The sequence below is a fragment of the Variovorax sp. 160MFSha2.1 genome (assembly GCF_048305075.1).
In the GTDB taxonomy this organism is placed as follows: domain Bacteria; phylum Pseudomonadota; class Gammaproteobacteria; order Burkholderiales; family Burkholderiaceae_C; genus Variovorax; species Variovorax guangxiensis.
This window is the reverse complement of record NZ_CP157624.1, coordinates 3,399,994-3,418,203: the sequence shown is the minus strand read 5'-3', so window position 1 is coordinate 3,418,203 and position 18,210 is coordinate 3,399,994. Positions and strand designations below refer to the sequence as shown.

Here is an 18,210-nt window from a genome sequence, read left to right as displayed (position 1 = left end):
CGGGCAGCGCGGCTGCCCGATGGCGCTCAGCGGGCGAGGTTCGCGATGAAGGCCGCGTCCTGCGCGCCGCTGTAGATGCGGAAGTCCTGCATGCGGCCCTTGAAGTACGGGTCGCCGCCGTATTGGGAGCGGCCCAGCCAGGTTTGCGTCGTGCGGCCCAGCTGGAAGGGATTGATCCAGATGCCGTCCGCGGTGGCGACCTGCGTGCCGTCCACGTAGAGCGTGCCCACGGTGCCTGAAAGCGTGACCGCCACATGCACCCAGCGCTGCGTGGGCAGCACGTCGGTCGTCACGGACTCCTCGTTCCAGAACTGGTTGCGCGAGCCCGAAAACCGCAGCTTGCCGTTGCCGTCGCGAGGAATCAGCGAGATGTAGGCCACGTCGTTGGAGCCGAAGTCGAAGATGCGCGTATTGACCACGGAGGCATCCCAGTAGACCCACACCGCCGCCGTGAAGTCGCCCAGGGCCGACACGGCCCCGTCGGGCAACTGGACGTGGCCGCTGCGACCGTCGAGTTGCACGGCGCTTCCGCCGTTGCGCCCTTCGCCCCAGCTCGTACCGCCCTTCAACTGCGCGTTCAGGCCGCGGCCGCTGGCGTCGTCGGCATCGCCGTTGAGCGGCAGGTGCAGCCACAGCTCGCCGGGAACCGCCACGCGCAAGGTATCCGCACCGGTGATCTCGCCGGCGTCGGTCACCGCATCGATGCGGTAGTACCAGGTGCCCTGGTCGGCATCGTCGGTGTAGGTGCGTGGATCGGTGACGGGCGCAAGGGTCGTGAACGGACCGTTCGGTGAAGCCGCCCTCTGCACGAGGTATTGGGAAGCGCCCGCCGTGCCCCACCAGGACAGCTGCACCTTTGCGTTGTTCAGGAATGCGCTAAGGCCGCTGGGGTTTGCGGCAGCGACCGGATCGCGCGCATAAAGCAGCGTGCCGATGCCCGGCTGGTCGCCGCCGTCGACGCGCTCCGGACGAAATCTGTCGACCATCGCCTTGGTCCAGGGGGCGGAGAGACCCTTGCGGTTCACGTAGTGGTTGTAGATCAGTTCCCAGCAGGGCCGGCCGCTGCCGGTGCCCGCCACGGCGGTAGCGGGTCCGAAGACGCCGTTGTAAGGCGCGAACGGCATCGTGAACAGGGCATTGCCATTGGCATCGGTCAGGTTCGTCCTGGCCACGTACTCCGCACCGGCCAGCAGCCGGTTGTTCCAGTAGCCGTAGAGGTCCTCGCCCTGGTTCCAGGCCATTTCGCACAGCATCCCGGCCAGCGAGATGCCGAGGGTGGAGTGGCCCTGGTCGCGATGGCTTTCCTGCCATTGCCCGAGGTAACCGGGGTGCACGTAGTAGACGCTGCCGGCGCTCGTGCCGTTGCCGCGGCCGGCCTTGTAGTAGTTGCTTGCCTCGGCCCTCAGGTCGGGCCGGTCGCAGAACACGCCGATCGCGTAGACGGCGCAGATGTTGGCCAGGTCCCAGTTGGCCCAGTAGTGGGTGACCTTTCTAGTCTCCGTGCCGTTGTGGTTGACAAGAAAGTCATGGGCCTTCGGGTAGAACACGTTCATCAGCATGGTCTGGAAGCGGGCAACGTCTTCCTTCGCCCAGCCGGAGTAGGTCCGCATCAGTTCCGCGGCGTTGGCCCACTGGTTGCCGTAAAGGCCCGAGGCCAGGTAGACGTTCGAATTGCCGCCCAGCTCGGTCAAGGTCGACGACCATGCATTGAGGAACTCCACCGCCTTCTTCGCGTAGCTCTCGTCGTTCGAAATCTTCCAGCGCAGTGCGTAATGAAGGGCGCGCACCATGTCGCCGACCATCTGCCCATAGTTCTCGCCATCGACGCCGCGCGTCACCAGCGCCAGGGGGCGCGGCTTCGCATCGAGGCCGGTGGTGTTCGCCCTGAGCATCATGTTCAAGCCGCCCACCCATGGCTCCGCCTTGGCGGCCAGCTTGTCGCGGATGCGCTGCAGAGCGTCTTCCGTGACCAGCAGGCCGGGGTGCACGATCTTGCGTACTGCGGGCTCAGGGGCGGCTGGCTCGGGCGCGGGAGTGGCGGGGGTATCGACACCTGTGACAGCGCCGGGGCTCGCATCCGCTGATTGCTGTGATGGCTGCTGCGCGGCCGCTCCCCCTATGGGCGAAAAACTACCGCTGCTGCCCCCACCGCAAGCCGTCGTGCCCAGGGCGATTGCACTCGCGGTGCCGATGAAGAAGGTGCGGCGATCCAGCAGGCCGGCGTCTTTGTCGTCGTTCGTGGGATGGGTCATTTATCGGAATGTGTAAATAAATGCTTCTGCAAAGTGCATGCCATTCGCTTCGATGGGTAGACGAAATGAAATCGGTAAAACCGATGGATGCATTGAGCGCGTTGCGAGGGACGCGCAGCGGCAAGAAGTGACATTCGTTGTCACATGAGACGCCGGCGAAACGACATTGAATGTCACTGCCTCCGGCCATGCCCGCACCGCATCGACTGCGCGACACGGCAAGCCCGATCAGTGTGACCTGTACAGAGGCGGCAACGAGCGTTGAATTGCCTCTGAAAATGAGCGACTGAATTTCATTTTCGGAATGACCGGAAGCGCCGCAACTTGCTTGCGTTCATTCCATCTCGAAGACGCAGTGATGCCGATGCTTTCGCTGGATGCGAAATGGTCTTCGTCCGGGTCGCTGTCGAGCCCGGTTTTCCGCCGCCGACCGCCTCATGTTTCGCAGGCGGCACGGCTATCTCGCTGCGACCCCGCCTCGTCGTCGCCGGGCATCCCCGGGGCGGGCTCGCGCAGCTTGCTTCTCGCTAGCCGGCGCCTCGCACCGCCGACACTGCAGCACGCAAGGCGAGCAGGTAGCTGTCCAGGCCGAAGCCGCAGATCTGGCCCTTCACGATGTCCGCGAACACCGAGTGATGCCGGAACTCCTCGCGCGCATGGATGTTCGACATGTGCAGTTCGACCACCGGCACCGTGAGGATTGCCAGCGCGTCCCTGATGCCGTAGCTGTAATGCGTCCATGCGCCGGCGTTGATCAGGACCGCATCGACGCCATCGACGAAGCCCTGGTGGATGCGCTCGCACATGGCGCTTTCGCTGTTGGTCTGGAAGCTCTCGACCTCCGCGCCCAGCTCCTTGCCCAGCGCCTGCAGCTTCGCGTCGATCTCGGCGAGCGTCGTGTTGCCGTATTGCTTCGGATCGCGCTTGCCGAACATGTTGTGGTTGATGCCGTGGAGCATGAGGATCTTCATCGGGGTCTCTCCTTGTTGTCGCGGTCTCAGACCAGCGGGATGGTCATGCGCTCGATGACCGCACGGGTGTCGGGCCGCACGCCGCGCCACCACAGGAAGGCTTCGGCCGCCTGCTCGACCAGCATGCCCACGCCGTCGGCGAGCTGGGGCACGCCCGCGTTCCGGGCCAGCCGCAGGAAGGGCGTCAGGCCCTTGCCGTAGGCCAGTTCGTAGGCAAGCCTGGCGTTCTGGAAGGTCTGTGCCGGCACAGGTGGCAGCTCGGCCTTGAGACTGGCCGAGGTGCCGTTGACGACGATGTCGAAGCGCTCCCCGGCCAGGTCTGCATAGGCGCAGGCGCGCACGGGGCCATGCACCGCGAACTGCTCGGCGAGGTCGACCGCCTTCGGCAAGGTCCTGTTCGCGACCACCAGTTCGGCCGGCTCTTGCGCGAGGAAGGGCAACAGGGCTCCGCGCACCGCGCCGCCCGAACCGAGCACCAGCATGCGCGCGCCCTTGAGGGAGAAACCCAGGTTGCTCCGGATGTCCCTGGTCAAACCCACGCCGTCGAAATTGTCGGCAAGGATGCGGTCGCCTTCGAACTTGAGCGCGTTGGTGGCACCGGCCAGCTCGGCACGCTCCAGGCGTTCGGTCGCCAGGGCCAGCGCCTGCAGCTTGAATGGCGCCGTCACGTTCAAGCCGAGCCCGCCCGCCTTGCGAAACGCGTGCACGTCGTCCGCGAAGCGCTCGAGCGAGCCTTCGATGGCGCCGTATTCGATGTCCTGGCCGGTCGCGCGGGCAAAGCTGCCGTGGATCAGCGGCGACTTGGTGTGGCCGATGGGATTGCCGATGACGGCGTAGCGGTCGGTCATGCTGCCCTCCTCTTCATGCGCTGTAGAGCACGCCGTCGGCCTGCATCTCGGCGATCTGGGCGGCGTCGTAACCCAGGCTCGCGGCGATCTCGGCGTTGTGCTCGCCGAGCTCCGGCGCCACCTGCGTGATCGAGGTGTCGCAGCCCGACATGCGGAAGGGCAGATTGGGCAAGCGGATGTTGCCCAGCACCGGGTGCTCCTGCTCCACCACCATGCCGCGCGCCTGGATCTGCGGGTCGGCCAGCACTTCGTCGATGCGCTGCACCTTGGCACAGGGCACGTCGATGCCGTCCAGCATCTTCAGTATCCCGGCCACGGGTCGCTGTGCCACCCAAGGGCGGACCACCTCGAGAATTTCCAGGCGGTTTGCGTTGCGCCCGGCCGCGCCGTGCAGGCGCGTGTCGCCTCCGAAGCCCGCGGGTCCGCCGTTCTGCTCGACGAGCGCGGCGAAGCGCTTCCATGCGTCGTCGACCTGCGCGGCGATGACCAGATCGCCGTCCTGTGCGCGGAACACGCCGTACAGGGTCGAATTGGGCATGTCGTGGCCGGTCTGCACCGGTACCTCCTTGCCGCCCGAGAGCGTGTAGCACTGCACCGCGTATTCGTGCATCGACACCAGCGTGTCGTACAGCGCCATGTCGATGTGCTGTCCGCGGCCCGACTTCACGCGGCCCAGCAGCGCGGCGTTGATCGCCGCCACGGCGTGGATGCCGGTGTACATGTCGCCGAGCGATATACGCAGCAGAGGCGGCGCCTCGCCGGGATTGCCCACCATCTGCATGATGCCGCTCTTGGCTTCAGCAATCAGGCCGAAGCCGGCGCGGTGCGAGTCCGGTCCGGTATGGCCGTATGCGGAGATCGAGCAGTAGACGAGGCCCGGATTGGTCTCGGCCAGTTCCGCGTAGCCCAGGCCCAGCTTTTCGAGTGCACCGGGGCGGTAGTTCTCGACGAACACGTCGGCGCTGTCGACCAGCTTCTTCATCAGCGCGCGGCCGCGCGGGTCCTTAGTGTTGACCGACAGGCCCTTCTTGCCCATGTTCTGCTGCAGGAAGTAGCCGCTGTGGTCGCCGACGAACCAGGCGTGCTGCCGGCCGGCATCGCCGGAGCCGGGGCGCTCCACCTTGATGACTTCGGCGCCCAGCGCGGCCAGGCAGCGGCCCACATAGGGACCGGCAAGAAAATGGCTGTAGTCGATGACGCGGATTCCCGCCAGGGGCAATGCCTGCCGTGCCGCCGCGTTCATGCCGGCCTCCTGGGCACCATCACACGATGCTCGCCCTTCTGCACGACCTCGTCGCGCTGGTTGATCAGTTCGGACGGCAGCACCAGGATGCCCCAGCCAGGCTTGCTCTTCGATTCGCGCTTGGACTCGACGCGGAACCTCACCCGCACCGTGTCGCCGAGCTTGATGGGCGCGACGAAGCTCCATTCCCAGCCCAGCGACATGCCGGGCATGAAGCGCATGTCGCTCTTCGTCTTCAGGCCGTCTGCGATCGAGAGGCCGAACAGGCCGTGGGCCACACGGGTGCCGAAAGGCGTGGTGCGGGCGTAGGCCTCGTCGGTGTGCACGGGCGTGTGGTCGCCCGTGAGGTCGGCGTAGGCCATCACGCGGGCTTCCGTCACTTCGTACGGCGGGCTGATGCATTCCTCGCCGACGACGGCGTCGTCCCAGTACTTGTCTTCGATGGTGAGTGTGTTCATGTCGGGGTCTCGGGTACGGACAGGGTTCAGGCGCGGGGATCGATCGCCAGCGCCTTGGCCACGGCGCCGGGGCTGGCCTGGATGAATTCGACGGCCAGGCCATCGGGCAGGCGCAGCCAGTTGCGGCCCTGGGGCATCTCGGTGACGCCGAAGGCCTTTGCGGCGGCCAGTGCGGCCTCGAGGTCTTCGCACATCACGCCCAGGTGGCCCAGCCGACCTTCGGGGCCGTCGTAATCGGACCTGGCCATGAACTGCATGCCTCCGAGCGTCCAGTACTGGATGGGCTCCTCGATGGTGCCCTGCACTTCCCGCATCGTCATGCCGCAGACATCGTGGAAGAACTTGATGTGCCAATGGATGTCGCGCACCCAGATGGCGACGTGCTCGACGTAGGCTTTCGGTATGGCCCGGGTGTTCATTTCGCCTCCATGCGGCGTTCGATGCCCTTGATCGCTGCGACCAGCGTCTGGTTGACGGGCGTCGGCATGCCGCATTTGCGTCCCACGCGCACCACGGCGCCGTTGATGAAGTCGATCTCGGTGACCGAGCCCTTCTCCAGGCTCTGCAGCATCGAGGTCTTGAATTCGTAGGGCAGGCCCTCGGCAGCCATCAGCCAGGCGTCGCGCGGCGCCTTGATCGACAGCTTCACGCCGCTGGCCTCGGCAACCGCCATCGCTTCGGCCACCGCGGCGATGGCCGTGGCTTCGATCTCCGGCACCGCGTAGAGGCTTCCGTAGACCTGGCCGGTGATGCCGCTCAGTGCACCGGTCGCGACGTTGATCAGGAGCTTGTCCCACATCGCGCCGAGGATGTTGCCGCTGACCTCGCAAGGCAGCTCGGCGCGCTCGAACTCCGCGGCGATCGCCTTGGCGCGTTCGCTGACGCGGCCGTCGATCTCGCCGATCACCGTGCGCTTGCCCTGCGTGCCGGCAATGACATGACCGGGAGCGAGCATCACGCCGCCGACGTAGGTCTTGCCGGCAAGCACATGCCCGGCGCCCACCACTTCCGAGAGGATTTCCTCATGCCCCATGCCGTTCTGCAGCGACATCACGGCCGTGTCGGGCCCCACGATGTTTCGTGCCCCTTCGATGGCCGCACGCGTGTGGAAGGACTTGACCAGCACGACGATGAGGTCCGGGGCCTCGAGCCTCGTGCTGTCGAGCGCCGCGCGGACCCGGACGGTGCGCTCCGAATCGCCGACCTTCATGCGCAGCCCGTCGCGATTGATCGCGTCGACGTGGGCCTGGAAGGGGTCGATCAGTGTGACATCGGACCCCGCTGCGGCGAGGGTCCCGCCGATGGCGCAACCCAATGCGCCGGCACCGAGAAAGTAGATCTTCATGTGAGCCTTCGTTCGGAATGACCCCGAAGATAGGTTCCAAGGATCATGTTGCCCATGGCATGGCTGCAATGATCTACATTCCAATTTGAAATGGAGATCCGGTTTGGATACTGACGACGACATCGAAGGCGATGCATCCCTTCCCAGCATCAAGCTGCTGCGCCTGTTCGAGCTGCTCTACAGCACGAACAGCGTGACGCGGGCCGGCGAGGCGATGGGCCAGAGCCAGCCGACCGTGAGCAACTGGCTCGGACGACTGCGCCGGCAGCTGGGCGACGAGCTTTTCGTTCGCACCACCACCGGCATGCAGCCGACCCCGCGCGCGCAGGAGCTGATCGTGCCGGTGCGGGAAGCCTTGGCCGCACTGCGTCGAGTGGCCGCGCCCGCCGAAGCCTTCGATCCGTCGGTTGCGACACGGCGCTTTCGCATCTGCATGACGGATGCCAGCCACATCACCCTGCTGCCGCGCCTGCTCGCGCATGTGCGCGCGGTCGCGCCCGGCGTTCGCCTGGAGGCCGCGCGAATCGACGAGCAAACCGGACAGGCGCTGCAATCCGGCGAGGCGGACCTCGCGATCGGCCTGGTGCCCCAGCTCGAGTCGGGGTTCTACCAGCAGGTTCTCTACCCTCAGGACTGGGTGTGCCTCGTGAACGCGCGTCACCCTCGCATCGGCCTCAAGGGATTGGGCCTGCGCGAATACAAGGCCGAGGCCCATATCGGCATCGTTGGGGGCACCGGCGCCTTGCTGCTGGAGGCTGCACTGCAGCGACAAAAGATCGGGCGGCGCGTCCTGCTGGAGTTGCCGGGGTTCCTTGGCCTTGCGGCTGTCGTGTCCACGACCGACCTGATCGCAACCGTGCCGCGTCATATCGGCGAGACGCTCGCCAGTTCAAGTGGGAGCGCCTTGAAGGTCCACGGTTGTCCGGTGCGAGTGCCGCCGTTCACTGTCAAACAGCACTGGCACGTCCGCTACCACCAGGATCCTGCCAGCCGCTGGCTGCGCGCGTTGTGCGAGGAGCTGTTCTCGCACAAGCCCTTGAGGCCCTAGTTCCTGGAGGTCCCGAGTCAACGGAATGCGCCCTCGGGAACCAGTGCCGCCCAGGGCATTGCGCTGAATGTCTCGGTCAGTTGCAGCCGGTCCGTGGCGGAAACGACCTCTCCTGTCAGCAGGTTTCGCATGGGCCCCGCGTCGAGGCCGTCCGGCAGGCGGATCGTCGTGCCGTTCCATTTCGCCGATTCCGGCAGCGTCGGTCTTGCGGCATCGCCTGAAAATGACGCGAACAGCCGGCCAGCCAGGACCAGCACCGCCTGCTCGCCATGCCGCCGCGCGAATGCGACTACATGCCGCGCCAGCGGCCCCTCGACAGTCAGCGGCTCGTAGCTGCCTTCTCCAAACAGCAGCGGCTGCGCCCGTCGCAGGGTCAGAAGCCGCCAGATGAACCAGAGCTTCGCCCGTCCATCGTGCGGCGACGCGGCCATCGCGCGGACCCGGCGGGCAAGGCCGTCCTCGCCAGCCATTCCGTCCAGTTCGTCGAGCAGCCGCTGGCGCAGCGCATAGTCCACCGGCCGCCGGTTGTCCGGATCCACGAGGCTCAGCGCAATCAGCTCGCCGCCCTGATAGAGATCGGGCACGCCCGGCGAGGCGTACTTCAGCAGCATCAGCGTGAGACTGTTCCACGCACCGATCGTCGCCAGCCGGTCCGACAGCTGCCGGATGTCCCGCAGGCACTCGCCCTCCTCCCCGTTGCCGGCCGGCGCCAATATCTCGTGCACGAAATGTTCCAGCGCCGATTCGTAGTCCTCGTCGGGCTGCGTCCAGCGCGTGCGCAGCTTGGCTTCGCGCGCGGCCTTTCGCATGTACTGGCAGATGCGCTGGGTGTAGTCCGGCAGTGCATCCGCGTCGAGCCCGCCCGGTGGCAGCGTGCCCAGCAGCGTCTGGTAGAGCAGGTATTCATCGGCACGCGACGGCGACTCGCCGCCCGGCAGATTCGCGCGCGTGCCGCGGCACTTGCCGTGCCAGCGTGCCAGCGCGCGCATCCACTCGTCGGGAATTTCCGAGAGCACGTCGATCCGGTTGCGGACGTCCTCCGCGCGCTTGTTGTCGTGCGTCGATGTCGCGAGCATGGTGTGCGGCCAGTGAAGTGCGCGATCGGCGGAAAGCGCGTGGAACTGCCCGACCTCGATACCGAAAAGATCCGGCTCGCCGCCCACCTCGTTGAGCGAGCTCAGCGGAAAGTAGCGATAGAACGCCGTGTCTTCCACGCCCTTGGCCGCCACCGGCGCACTGAACTGCTGGAAACGCATCGCGAAGCGGCGCACCCGTTCGGCGAGCGCGGGGTGGGCTGCAGTGGATGGCTCGCCACGCAGCGCCCCACTCAGCGCCCCACTCAGTGCTCCACGCACGAACTCGAACACCGACAGATCGGCCTCGCCGCTGCGCCGAGCGGCTTCGGCCACGGCCTCGTCGATGAAGCGTCCGTCCTGCCCGGACGGCTCGCCGACGATGTAGGTGCGATAGACGGTCATGCAGGCGCACACGCCAGACAAGGCCCGGCGCAGCGCATTGAGCGTGTAGTCGCGCGTGCCTCGGTCCGCCCGGGCGATGCGAAGCAGTTCGCCGGACAGCACATTGAGCTCCGACGACAACGCATTGCGCATCACCTCGCGCCGGCCTTCGCGGCAGATCGAGGCGAAGTCTTCCGCCACGCCTGTGAAGCGCTGCCAGGCGTGCAGCATGCGATCCCTGCCGGCCGTGTCGACCAGCACGCCGTTGGCCACGTTCGCGAACCGGTAGCCGGTGGTGCCATGCACATGCCAGCTGTGGGGAACGTCCTCGTGGGCCGCGGCAATCTTCTCGGCAACCACGTAGAGCGGCCGCGCGGGCCGGCCCTGCGTGTCGTACGTCGGCAGCGCCAGTCCGGCGCGGCGCGCATAGCCTTCCTGGAGCTTGCGGAAGTAGTCCGCGGGGTCGTAGAGCCCGTCCGGATGGTCGATGCGCAGCCCGTCCACCACGCCCGAAGCCGCGAGATCCAGCGCGAACGACTGCGTGGCCTCGAACACCTCGTCGCGTTCCATGCGCACGCCGGCAAGATCGTTGATGTCGAAGAAGCGCCGGTAGTTGATCTCGTCGGCCGCCACCCGCCAGTGCGCGAGCCGATACGCCTGCGCCTCGATCAGCCGGTGCAGCGCATCGCGGGCTTGCGCCGAGGCCAGATTGAAACCCGCCACTGCTGCAGCGAGCGCATGGGCCACCGTGGGCTCGCTGCGCGCCAGCTCCGCGAGTCGCGCCTTGAAGAGCTCCTTGTCGCGAACTCGCTCGGCCTGCTCGTGCGGCGATGCCAGGTCGCGCCCGGGAAGGCGACCGAAGGCCGTGGAAAGGCTCGCCAGCCGGTGCGCCGCATCCGCATCGCCCAGCCGCTCGAGCGCGCGTTCCAGCACCACCGGATAAGTCTCGGGCGCCAGCGGGAAGCGATGCTCGAAATAGCGGACGGCGAAGCCGCCCGCCGCTTCCTCGAAGCGCAAGACCAGCTCGCCACCGTCCAGCGTCTCGCCGTAGTGCCCGCCCAGCACCGGCAGCAGCACCTTGCCGGCCAGCTCGGGGTTCAGCGGCTGCCAGTCGATGTCGAAGTGCTGGGCGAAAAGCGAGGCCGGGCCGTTTTCCAGCACGTCCATCCACCATGCGTTGTCGGCGCCGAACACGCCCATGTGGTTGGGCACCATGTCCAGAAGCTGCCCGAGGCCGTTGGCCTTCAGCGCGTCGACGAAGCGCGCGAAGCCTTCGGCGCCGCCCAGTTCGGGGTTGATCTCCGCATGCGCGACCACGTCGTAGCCGTGCGTGCTGCCCGGGCGGGCGCGCTGTATCGGCGAGCAATAGACATGGCTCACGCCCAGCTTCGCGAGGTACGGCAGCACGCGGATCGCGTCGTCGAAGCCGAAGTCCTTGTGGAACTGCAATCTGTAGGTGGCGCGTGGAATGCGCGCCCGCAGGCCGGCTGGCGCTTCATTCCGAGGCTGTCGTGGCCGTTCCTCGCGCAGCAGGCGCGCCAGGCCGTGCATCCGATCGCTCTGCGCCAGCGCCGCGACCGGCTGCGCCAGCTTGCGGCGCCAGTTGGGGTGTTCGTCGACGGTGCCCGGCATGTTGGCCTGCTCGACAGTGCCGGCCACGTCTTCCAGCTGCACCATCATCAGCGCCGACGGCGTGCGGGCCAGGAAGGCATGCGCCGCCTCCACCAGGCGCTCCGAAGGCATCGCAAGGCCGGCCGCCTCCGCCATTTCCTCGCGCGACAGCAGGCCCGCATGCTGCAGCGACTGCATCAGCTCGACGCGCTCGCGCATGCGGTCCGCCAACTGCTTGTCGAAGATCGCCGGATCGGGAAACAGGCTCAGCGCCAGCCGCTCGCGCAGATCGGCGGCCGTCCACCAGCCCGCGAAGGTTGCCAGGTCGTGCGTGCTGATCGCGACCAGCGCGGCCGGCGGGTAATCGGCAGGGGCCTTGAAGCCGCCGCCCTGCCGCCGTTCGAAATAGAGCAGCCGGTACGAGAGCACATCCGCGCGCGAGAGTCCTTCGCGCACCGCGTCCTCGACGGTGCCGAGATCCTCGCCCACCACCATGCAGCGCTGCCGGTGGCTTTCGATCGCAACGATGGCGAGCATCTCCTCCAGCGGGTAGTAGACGTACGCGCCCTCGGCCGCGCCGCACCCCGGTGGAATCCAGAACAGCCGCATCAGTCCCATCGCATGGTCGATGCGCAGGGCGCCCGCGCCGCGCATGCTGGCGCGCAGCGTCTCGATGAAGAAGCGATAGCCGTCGGCGCGCAGGCCGCCGGGCCTCAGCGGCGGCAGCCCCCAGCGCTGGCCGGCCGGGTTGAACTCGTCCGGTGGCGCGCCGATGCTGGCGTTCTCGGCAAAGCCGTGCTGGAAGGACCAGGCATCGGAGCCCGCGCGATCGACGGATACCGCCAGGTCCGTGTAGAGGCCCACGCCCATGCCGAGCACGCGGCAGCGCGCCGCGACGTGCGAGAGCTGCCGGTCGGCCACCCATTGCAGGTACTGGTGAAAGCGCACCCGCCCCGCATGCACCCGTGCGAACGCAGCGACTTCGGCGGATTCCGGGTCGCGCCATGCGGCCGGCCATGAATGCCAGTCTCCCGAACCGTTGTCGGTGGAAAGGAAGTGAGCGCGCAAGGTCTCGAACACGGCATGCCGCCGCAAGGCCTCGCCGCGCCGGGCGACGAAGTCAAGGAAGGCCCTGCCCGCTTCATCGGGCTCGCCTTCCGGCGGCAGGTGGCGCTCGCAGAAATGCGCGAACAGAAGCTCCAGCACCTCGAACTTCACCGCGGCCACGCCGGCGTAGTCGACCAGCGGCGCGGCGCGCAGCATGGCCAGGCGCTGCTGGAAATCCGGCGAGCCGACCTTTTCCCGCGCGGCCGCGCAGTCCGGGAAGCCATCGACCGCCTCGACGTCGATGCAGAGCACGTTGAGTTGCTGCCGCGACGACGGGCTGTACGGGCTGGCATGTTCCGGCGTGCCCGCGAACAGCGCATGCAGCGGACTGAGTCCGATGAGATCGGCGCCCTGCCCCGCCACCCGCACGGCCAGGTCCTCCAGATCGCCGAAATCGCCGATGCCCCAGTTGCGCGGCGAGCGCAGGCCGTAGAGCTGCACGGCCACGCCCCACACGCGGCCTGCGTCCTGCACGGCCGGCGGGCGGTAGCAATGGCCCGGCGTGGCCAGCACCAGCGTCTCGCCGGGCAGGCCTTCGACGCGCAGCCGGTAGTAGCCGGCTTCGAGCGCGACAGGCATCTGCAGGATGCGCTCGCCAGGCGTCGCTTCTTCGGCACCCACGTCGCCTTCGCCTTCCAGCACGGTCCCGCACCCGTCGCTGATCTGCCAGCGCACGCGCCTCATCGAAGGCGCAATCCGCAGCCGCACGGGCCATCCGGTCGCCGGTACCTGTACGACCACAACCGGCGGCAGCGACCCGGCCCGATCCGCTTGCCGTGCTGCTTCGAGCGCGGGGCCGGCTTCCGCCACATCGCCGAGCCGCACGCCGAACTCGGCCAGCAGCGCGATCAGGCTGCGCGCGCCAACTTCTCGGCGCCGTCCGAATGCGTCGAAATAGCCGGTGGCGATGCCGTGGTGCCCGCACAGGCGCGCGAGTTCATCGGTGACGGCGATCGGCGGCGGGCTTGCTTCATACGACACCCGGCGGATCCTCCAGCGTCACGTGCACGGCGCCGCGCTCCAGGCGCATCGCGTTCTCTTGGACGGCAGCGCCTTCGCTGTGGATCGCCTTGCCGGGCGGCGCAGCCAAGCCCGCCACGGACCCATCGCCGAAGTGCGCCAGCAGGTGCAGCCGAGTGCCGGGCGCTCCGAGATCCCACGCCACCTGCAGCGTACCGTTCTCGCAGCGGTAGACGCCTGCGGCGCTCATGCCCGCAAGCCGGGGCACGATCAGCCGATGCCGAATCTCCAGCAGTTGCCGCACCTCGCACAGCCGCTCGAAGTGCGCGCGCGTGCCGCGCTCCCGCCAGCGCAGCTTCGAGGCGAGAAAAGTGGATTCGGCGTTCGGATCGGGAATGCGCGCTCGCGCCGCTTCGTCGGCGAATGCCGCGAAGCCGCCGAACTCGGAGCGCCGCCCCTCGGCAACGGCGCTCGCAAGCTCCGGACCGAAGTCGCAGAAGTACAGGAACGGCGTCGAAGCCGCGAATTCGTCGCCCATGAAGAACATCGGCACATGCGGCGACAGCAGCAGGCAGGCCATCGCGGCGCGCACCAGCACCGGATCGCCGAGCGCGTGGATGCGCTCGCCAAAGGCGCGGTTGCCGACCTGGTCGTGCGTCTGCAGGAACGAGACGAAGGCCTGCGGCGGCAGCCGCGTGCTCGGTTCGCCCCGGCGCTCGCCGTGCCGGAAGGCCGAGGGCTGCCCCTGGTAGACGAAGCCTTCCGCCAGCGCGCAGGCGAAGCTGGAGACCGGGTCGCCTGCATAGTCGGCGTAGTAGCCGTCGCGTTCGCCGGTGGCCAGCACGTGCGCGGCATGGTGGAGGTCGTCGTTCCACTGCGCGGTGCCCGCCACCGGAATGCCCCGGCCGTCGCGCATCAGCATCGAGGCCTGGTTGGCGTCGTTCTCCAGCACCAGGTGCACGTGGCGGCCCCGGGCCGGCCCGTCGTCGAGCGCCTGGCGGATCTCCTGCACGATGTGCGGCCGCGTCTCGTCGTGGATGGCGTGGATCGCATCCATGCGCAGGCCGTCGAAGCGGAATTCCTCGATCCAGTAGCAGGCGTTGTGGATGAAGAAGTCGCGCACCGTGCGCGATGCCGGCCCGTCGAAGTTGATGGCCGGGCCCCAGGGCGTCTGGTGCCCCTGGTTGAAGAACTCGGGGCAGCACGCGTGCAGGTAGTTGCCTTCCGGTCCGAAGTGGTTGTAGACCACATCGAGCAGCACCATCAGGCCCATCGAGTGCGCCGCGTCGATCAGTGCCTTGAGATCGTCGGGCGTGCCGTACGAGGCATCGGGCGCGAACGGCAGCACGCCGTCGTAGCCCCAGTTGCGGCGCCCCGGAAAGTCGGCGAGCGGCATCAGCTCGATGGCGGTGATGCCGAGCTCGGCGAGCTCCTCCAGCCGCTGCCGCGCGGCCCGGAACGTGCCTTCGTCGGTGAAGGTGCCCACGTGCAGCTCGTAGACAACCGCTTCCTCCCACGGGCGGCCGCGCCACGCATCGTCGGTCCACTCGAAGCGGCGCGGATCGATCACCACGCTCGGGCCGTGCACGTCCTCGGGGTTGAAGCGCGAGGCCGGGTCGGGCACGCGGGTGCCGTCGGGCAGGCGGAAGCCGTAGCTGTCGCCCTGGCCTGCCTTGGGCACCGTCAGCCGGTGCCAGCCGTGGGCGTCGCGTTCCATGGGCAGCGTGACGGCGGCGCAACCGCTTGCCGCGGCGCGGTGCTCCAGCACCACGGCCTGCGCCGAGGGTGCCCAGAGGGCGAAATCCACGCCCTGCGCCTGCGCGGTGGCGCCGAAGGGCATGGTGTGTGCGTGGGTGCTCATCGGATCCTCTTTGCCCTGGTGCGGTGCTGTTTCGTGGTCATGGCCGCACGTCGGGCCGGCTCAGCACCACGAGCGAGCGGCATTGCAGCGGATAGGCGGGCTCGCTCCACGCCGGCGCGTGCGCGGCCGCGTCCTCGGTGGTCAGCGGCGGCGCGGTGTTCGCGGTGTCGACCAGCAAACGCCATGCGCCATGCGGCGCCGCCGGCAGCGTGAAGGCGATCTCGTCGTGGTGGGCGTTGAACAGCACGATGAAGTCGTCGTCGAGCTGCGCCTCGCCGCGCGGGCCCCGGTCGACGATGCCGCCGCCGGGGATGTACATCGCGATGCAGCGCGCGTTGGCGTCGTTCCAGTCCTCGGGGCGCATCTCGGCGCCGTCGGGCCTGAGCCAGTGCACGTCTGTCACTGTCTCCACCTCCGCCGGCCGGCCCGCGAAGAAGGTGCGGCGCCGGAACGAGGGGTGCGCGCGGCGCAGCGCGACCATCCGTTCGACGAAGGTTACGAGCGCGAGCCGCTCGGGCGTGGGCGTCCAGTCGAGCCAACCGAGTTCGTTGTCCTGGCAATAGACGTTGTTGTTGCCCTGCTGCGTGTGGCCGCGTTCGTCGCCCGCCAGCAGCATCGGCACACCCTGCGACAGCAGCAGCGTGGCCAGCAGGTTGCGCTTCTGGCGCTCGCGCAGGGTCAGCACTTCCGCATCGTCGGTCGGCCCCTCGGCGCCGCAGTTCCACGAGACGTTGTTGCTGCTGCCGTCGCGGTTGTCCTCGCCGTTGGCCTCGTTGTGCTTGTCGTTGTACGAGACCAGGTCGTGCAGCGTGAAGCCGTCGTGCGCGGTCACGAAGTTGATGCTGGCGGTGGGCTGCTTGCCCGACCAGCCATAGAGATCTTCCGAGCCGGTGATGCGCCGGGCCAGCTCGCCGAGCAGGCCGCCATCGCCTTTCCAGAAGCCGCGCAGGCCGTCGCGGTAGCGATCGTTCCATTCGGCCCAGCCGGGCGGGAAGTTGCCCACCTGGTAGCCGCCGTGCCCCAGGTCCCAAGGCTCGGCGATGAGCTTCACGCGGTTGAGCGTCGGGTCTTGCCCGATGGCATCGAAGAAGCCCCCGAGGTTCTCCACCTTGCCCGACTCGCGCGCCAGCGCCGAGGCCAGGTCGAAGCGGAAGCCGTCGACGTGCATTTCCTCCGCCCAGTAGCGCAGCGAATCCATCACCAGCTGCAGCGCGTGCGGATGCTCCAGGTTGACGGTGTTGCCGCAGCCGGTGAAGTCGTCGTAGTAACGGCGGTTGTCGCCGTTGACGATGTAGTACGAGGCGTTGTCCACGCCGCGCATCGAGAGCGTGGGCCCGAGCTGGTTGCCTTCGCAGGTGTGGTTGTAGACCACGTCGAGGATCACCTCGATGCCCGCCGAGTGCAGCGTCTTCACCATGGTCTTGAACTCCTTCACCTTGCCCGAGGCGCTGTAGCGCATCTCGGGCGCGAAGAAGGCCAGCGTGTTGTAGCCCCAGTAGTTGCGCAGGCCGCGCTCGGACAGGTGGCGGTCGTTGAGGAAGCCGTGCACCGGCAGCAGCTCGACGGTGGTCACCCCCAGCCGCTTGAGGTAGTCGACCACCGGCGCGCAGCCCAGTGCCGCGTAGGTGCCGCGCAGCGCGGGCGGCACGTCGGGGTGGGTCATGGTGAAGCCGCGCACGTGCATCTCGCAGATCACCATGTCCTGCCACGGGATCATGGGGCGGCGGTCGTCACCCCAGGTGAAGGCCGTTTCGAGCACGCGGCCCTTGGGCATGAGCGGCGCGCTGTCGCGGCGGTCGAACGACAGGTCTTCGCGCTTGCTGCCTACCGTGTAGCCGTAGAGCGCGTCGCCCCAGCGCAGCTCGCCCACCAGGTCCTTCGCATAGGGGTCGAGCACCAGCTTGTGGGCGTTGAAGCGGTGGCCCTCCTCCGGCTTGTAGGGGCCGTGCACCCGGTAGCCGTAGGCCTGGCCGGGGCGCGCCTCGGGCAGGTAGCAGTGCCACACGCCATCGGTGCGGTCGCGCAGCGGAATGCGCTGCAGCTCCTGGCGGCCGCGATCGTCGAAAAGGCACAGCTCGACCTTCTCGGCGTGCTGCGAGAAGAGAGCGAAGTTGACGCCCTCCCCGTCCCAGGTGGCGCCGCGCGGGTAAGGCCGCCCGGGCCAGACGGCGGTGATGGAGGGGGTAGCGGCGTTCCTGGATGTCATCCGATGGCAGTAGGTTGAAGGGCTGTGCCGCGTTCAGCGCGGCGGGCGGTCGTTGTCGTGGCGCGGGTACAGACCTGTGCCGCCGACGACGGTCGGAGGTGGCGGAGGCGGCGGTGGCGCGGGCATGGCCGGCGGCACCCTGCCGTCCCTGGCTTCCCTCGGCCACCAGCGCTCGATGCAGGATTTCGCCCAGTCCTTGCCCGCGAGCCCGAAGGCCAGGGCCAGCGCGAAGACCGCGCCCGCGAGGATCACCAGGAAGCTCTCGCGCACGATGTCGCCGCCCACCTTGACCTGGTCGAGCGCGATCAGGATCACGAAAGCCATCACCGCGTACTGCGCGGCCTTGGCGAAGAGCGCGGCGTCCTGCATCTTCACGCCGCGGAAGTAGCTGGCCACCGCGTCGCCCACGAAGCGCGCGAAGTACGAGCCGAAGGCCAGCACCAGCAGCGCCACGAACACGTTCGGCACGAACCAGACGATGCGCCCCAGCAGGTCCGCGATGTAGCTCAGCCCCATGCCGTTGAAGGCGATGAGCAGCGAGGCGAGGATCACCAGCCAGTACGCGAGCACGCCGAACAGGCTGCTCGTGTCGCCCGCCAGGCCGCCCTGGCGCAGGAAGTTGTCGAGGCCGGCGCGCTCGGTCAGCACGTTGAAGTTGATGGCGCGCAGCGCCTTCGTCACCGCGAAGCGCACCGCCTTGGCCACGAGCCAGCCGACGAGCACGACCACCAGCGCGACCAGCAGCCGGGGAATGAAGGCGCCGACCTGGTAAAGAATGGCGCGCAGCGGCTCCAGGTGAATGCCGAAGTTTTCCATGGTGGAGTTCCCTTGATTTCGCCAGGT

At 67.9% G+C, this 18,210-nt stretch carries 12 protein-coding genes; 1 reads left to right on the top strand and 11 read right to left on the bottom strand.

Annotated elements, in window-relative coordinates; all coding sequences use genetic code 11:
• Positions 1-26 precede the first annotated feature (26 nt).
• The 7 genes from ABL838_RS15415 to ABL838_RS15385 all read right to left on the bottom strand — a co-directional run bounded on the left by ABL838_RS15415 (position 27) and on the right by ABL838_RS15385 (position 7,117).
• The gene (locus ABL838_RS15415; protein WP_418121066.1) at positions 27-2,252 is read right to left on the bottom strand and encodes a LamG-like jellyroll fold domain-containing protein; all 2,226 of its coding nucleotides are present in this window, start codon (positions 2,250-2,252) and stop codon (positions 27-29) included.
• Between the two features lie 527 nt (positions 2,253-2,779).
• Positions 2,780-3,223 (bottom strand): type II 3-dehydroquinate dehydratase, encoded by a 444-nt coding sequence (aroQ, locus tag ABL838_RS15410; RefSeq protein ID WP_184637911.1) that lies wholly within the window; start codon positions 3,221-3,223, stop codon positions 2,780-2,782.
• Positions 3,224-3,249: 26 nt separating this feature from the next.
• Complete coding sequence (gene aroE, locus ABL838_RS15405) at positions 3,250-4,071, bottom strand: shikimate dehydrogenase (protein ID WP_418121065.1); 822 nt, start codon at positions 4,069-4,071, stop codon at positions 3,250-3,252.
• Between the two features lie 13 nt (positions 4,072-4,084).
• On the bottom strand, positions 4,085-5,314 hold the full coding sequence (locus tag ABL838_RS15400; RefSeq protein ID WP_418121064.1) for a CaiB/BaiF CoA transferase family protein: 1,230 nt from the start codon (positions 5,312-5,314) through the stop codon (positions 4,085-4,087).
• Positions 5,311-5,772, bottom strand: coding sequence for a MaoC family dehydratase (locus tag ABL838_RS15395; protein WP_019657422.1), 462 nt, complete (start codon positions 5,770-5,772; stop codon positions 5,311-5,313). The genes ABL838_RS15400 and ABL838_RS15395 overlap by 4 nt, the downstream gene beginning before the upstream one ends.
• A gap of 26 nt (positions 5,773-5,798) precedes the next feature.
• Positions 5,799-6,191 carry a VOC family protein gene (locus ABL838_RS15390; RefSeq protein ID WP_418121063.1) on the bottom strand — a complete coding sequence of 131 codons (393 nt, stop codon included), beginning with the start codon at positions 6,189-6,191 and terminating at the stop codon, positions 5,799-5,801.
• A complete protein-coding gene (locus tag ABL838_RS15385; protein WP_418121062.1) occupies positions 6,188-7,117 on the bottom strand; it encodes a ketopantoate reductase family protein in 930 nt (309 codons plus the stop codon). Before ABL838_RS15385 ends, ABL838_RS15390 begins: the two co-directional genes overlap by 4 nt.
• A gap of 103 nt (positions 7,118-7,220) precedes the next feature.
• Here ABL838_RS15385 and ABL838_RS15380 point away from each other — a divergent pair, with 103 nt between their 5' ends.
• Positions 7,221-8,165 (top strand): LysR family transcriptional regulator, encoded by a 945-nt coding sequence (locus ABL838_RS15380; protein ID WP_418121061.1) that lies wholly within the window; start codon positions 7,221-7,223, stop codon positions 8,163-8,165.
• A gap of 17 nt (positions 8,166-8,182) precedes the next feature.
• Here the strand turns inward: ABL838_RS15380 and ABL838_RS15375 are convergent, their stop codons facing one another.
• Genes ABL838_RS15375 through ABL838_RS15360 form a run of 4 tightly spaced genes read right to left on the bottom strand, consistent with a single transcriptional unit; the run spans position 8,183 to position 18,183 of the window.
• Positions 8,183-13,321 (bottom strand): malto-oligosyltrehalose synthase, encoded by a 5,139-nt coding sequence (locus ABL838_RS15375; protein ID WP_418121060.1) that lies wholly within the window; start codon positions 13,319-13,321, stop codon positions 8,183-8,185.
• Positions 13,311-15,161, bottom strand: a complete 1,851-nt coding sequence (treZ, locus tag ABL838_RS15370) for a malto-oligosyltrehalose trehalohydrolase (protein WP_418121059.1) — start codon at positions 15,159-15,161, stop codon at positions 13,311-13,313. Before treZ ends, ABL838_RS15375 begins: the two co-directional genes overlap by 11 nt.
• Positions 15,162-15,198: 37 nt before the next feature.
• A complete protein-coding gene (gene glgX / locus ABL838_RS15365; RefSeq protein WP_418121057.1) occupies positions 15,199-17,367 on the bottom strand; it encodes a glycogen debranching protein GlgX in 2,169 nt (722 codons plus the stop codon).
• Positions 17,368-17,400: 33 nt separating this feature from the next.
• The gene (locus ABL838_RS15360) at positions 17,401-18,183 is read right to left on the bottom strand and encodes a mechanosensitive ion channel family protein (RefSeq protein WP_418120424.1); all 783 of its coding nucleotides are present in this window, start codon (positions 18,181-18,183) and stop codon (positions 17,401-17,403) included.
• Positions 18,184-18,210: the final 27 nt, after the last annotated feature.

Coding starts and splice junctions, on each gene's coding strand:
- ABL838_RS15400 (WP_418121064.1), bottom strand. CDS start 5,314: ATGAACGCGGCGGCACGGCAGGCATTGCCCCTGGCGGGAATCCGCGTC.
- treZ (WP_418121059.1), bottom strand. CDS start 15,161: ATGAGCACCCACGCACACACCATGCCCTTCGGCGCCACCGCGCAGGCG.
- aroE (WP_418121065.1), bottom strand. CDS start 4,071: ATGACCGACCGCTACGCCGTCATCGGCAATCCCATCGGCCACACCAAG.
- ABL838_RS15395 (WP_019657422.1), bottom strand. CDS start 5,772: ATGAACACACTCACCATCGAAGACAAGTACTGGGACGACGCCGTCGTC.
- ABL838_RS15390 (WP_418121063.1), bottom strand. CDS start 6,191: ATGAACACCCGGGCCATACCGAAAGCCTACGTCGAGCACGTCGCCATC.
- ABL838_RS15360 (WP_418120424.1), bottom strand. CDS start 18,183: ATGGAAAACTTCGGCATTCACCTGGAGCCGCTGCGCGCCATTCTTTAC.
- ABL838_RS15415 (WP_418121066.1), bottom strand. CDS start 2,252: ATGACCCATCCCACGAACGACGACAAAGACGCCGGCCTGCTGGATCGC.
- glgX (WP_418121057.1), bottom strand. CDS start 17,367: ATGACATCCAGGAACGCCGCTACCCCCTCCATCACCGCCGTCTGGCCC.
- ABL838_RS15385 (WP_418121062.1), bottom strand. CDS start 7,117: ATGAAGATCTACTTTCTCGGTGCCGGCGCATTGGGTTGCGCCATCGGC.
- aroQ (WP_184637911.1), bottom strand. CDS start 3,223: ATGAAGATCCTCATGCTCCACGGCATCAACCACAACATGTTCGGCAAG.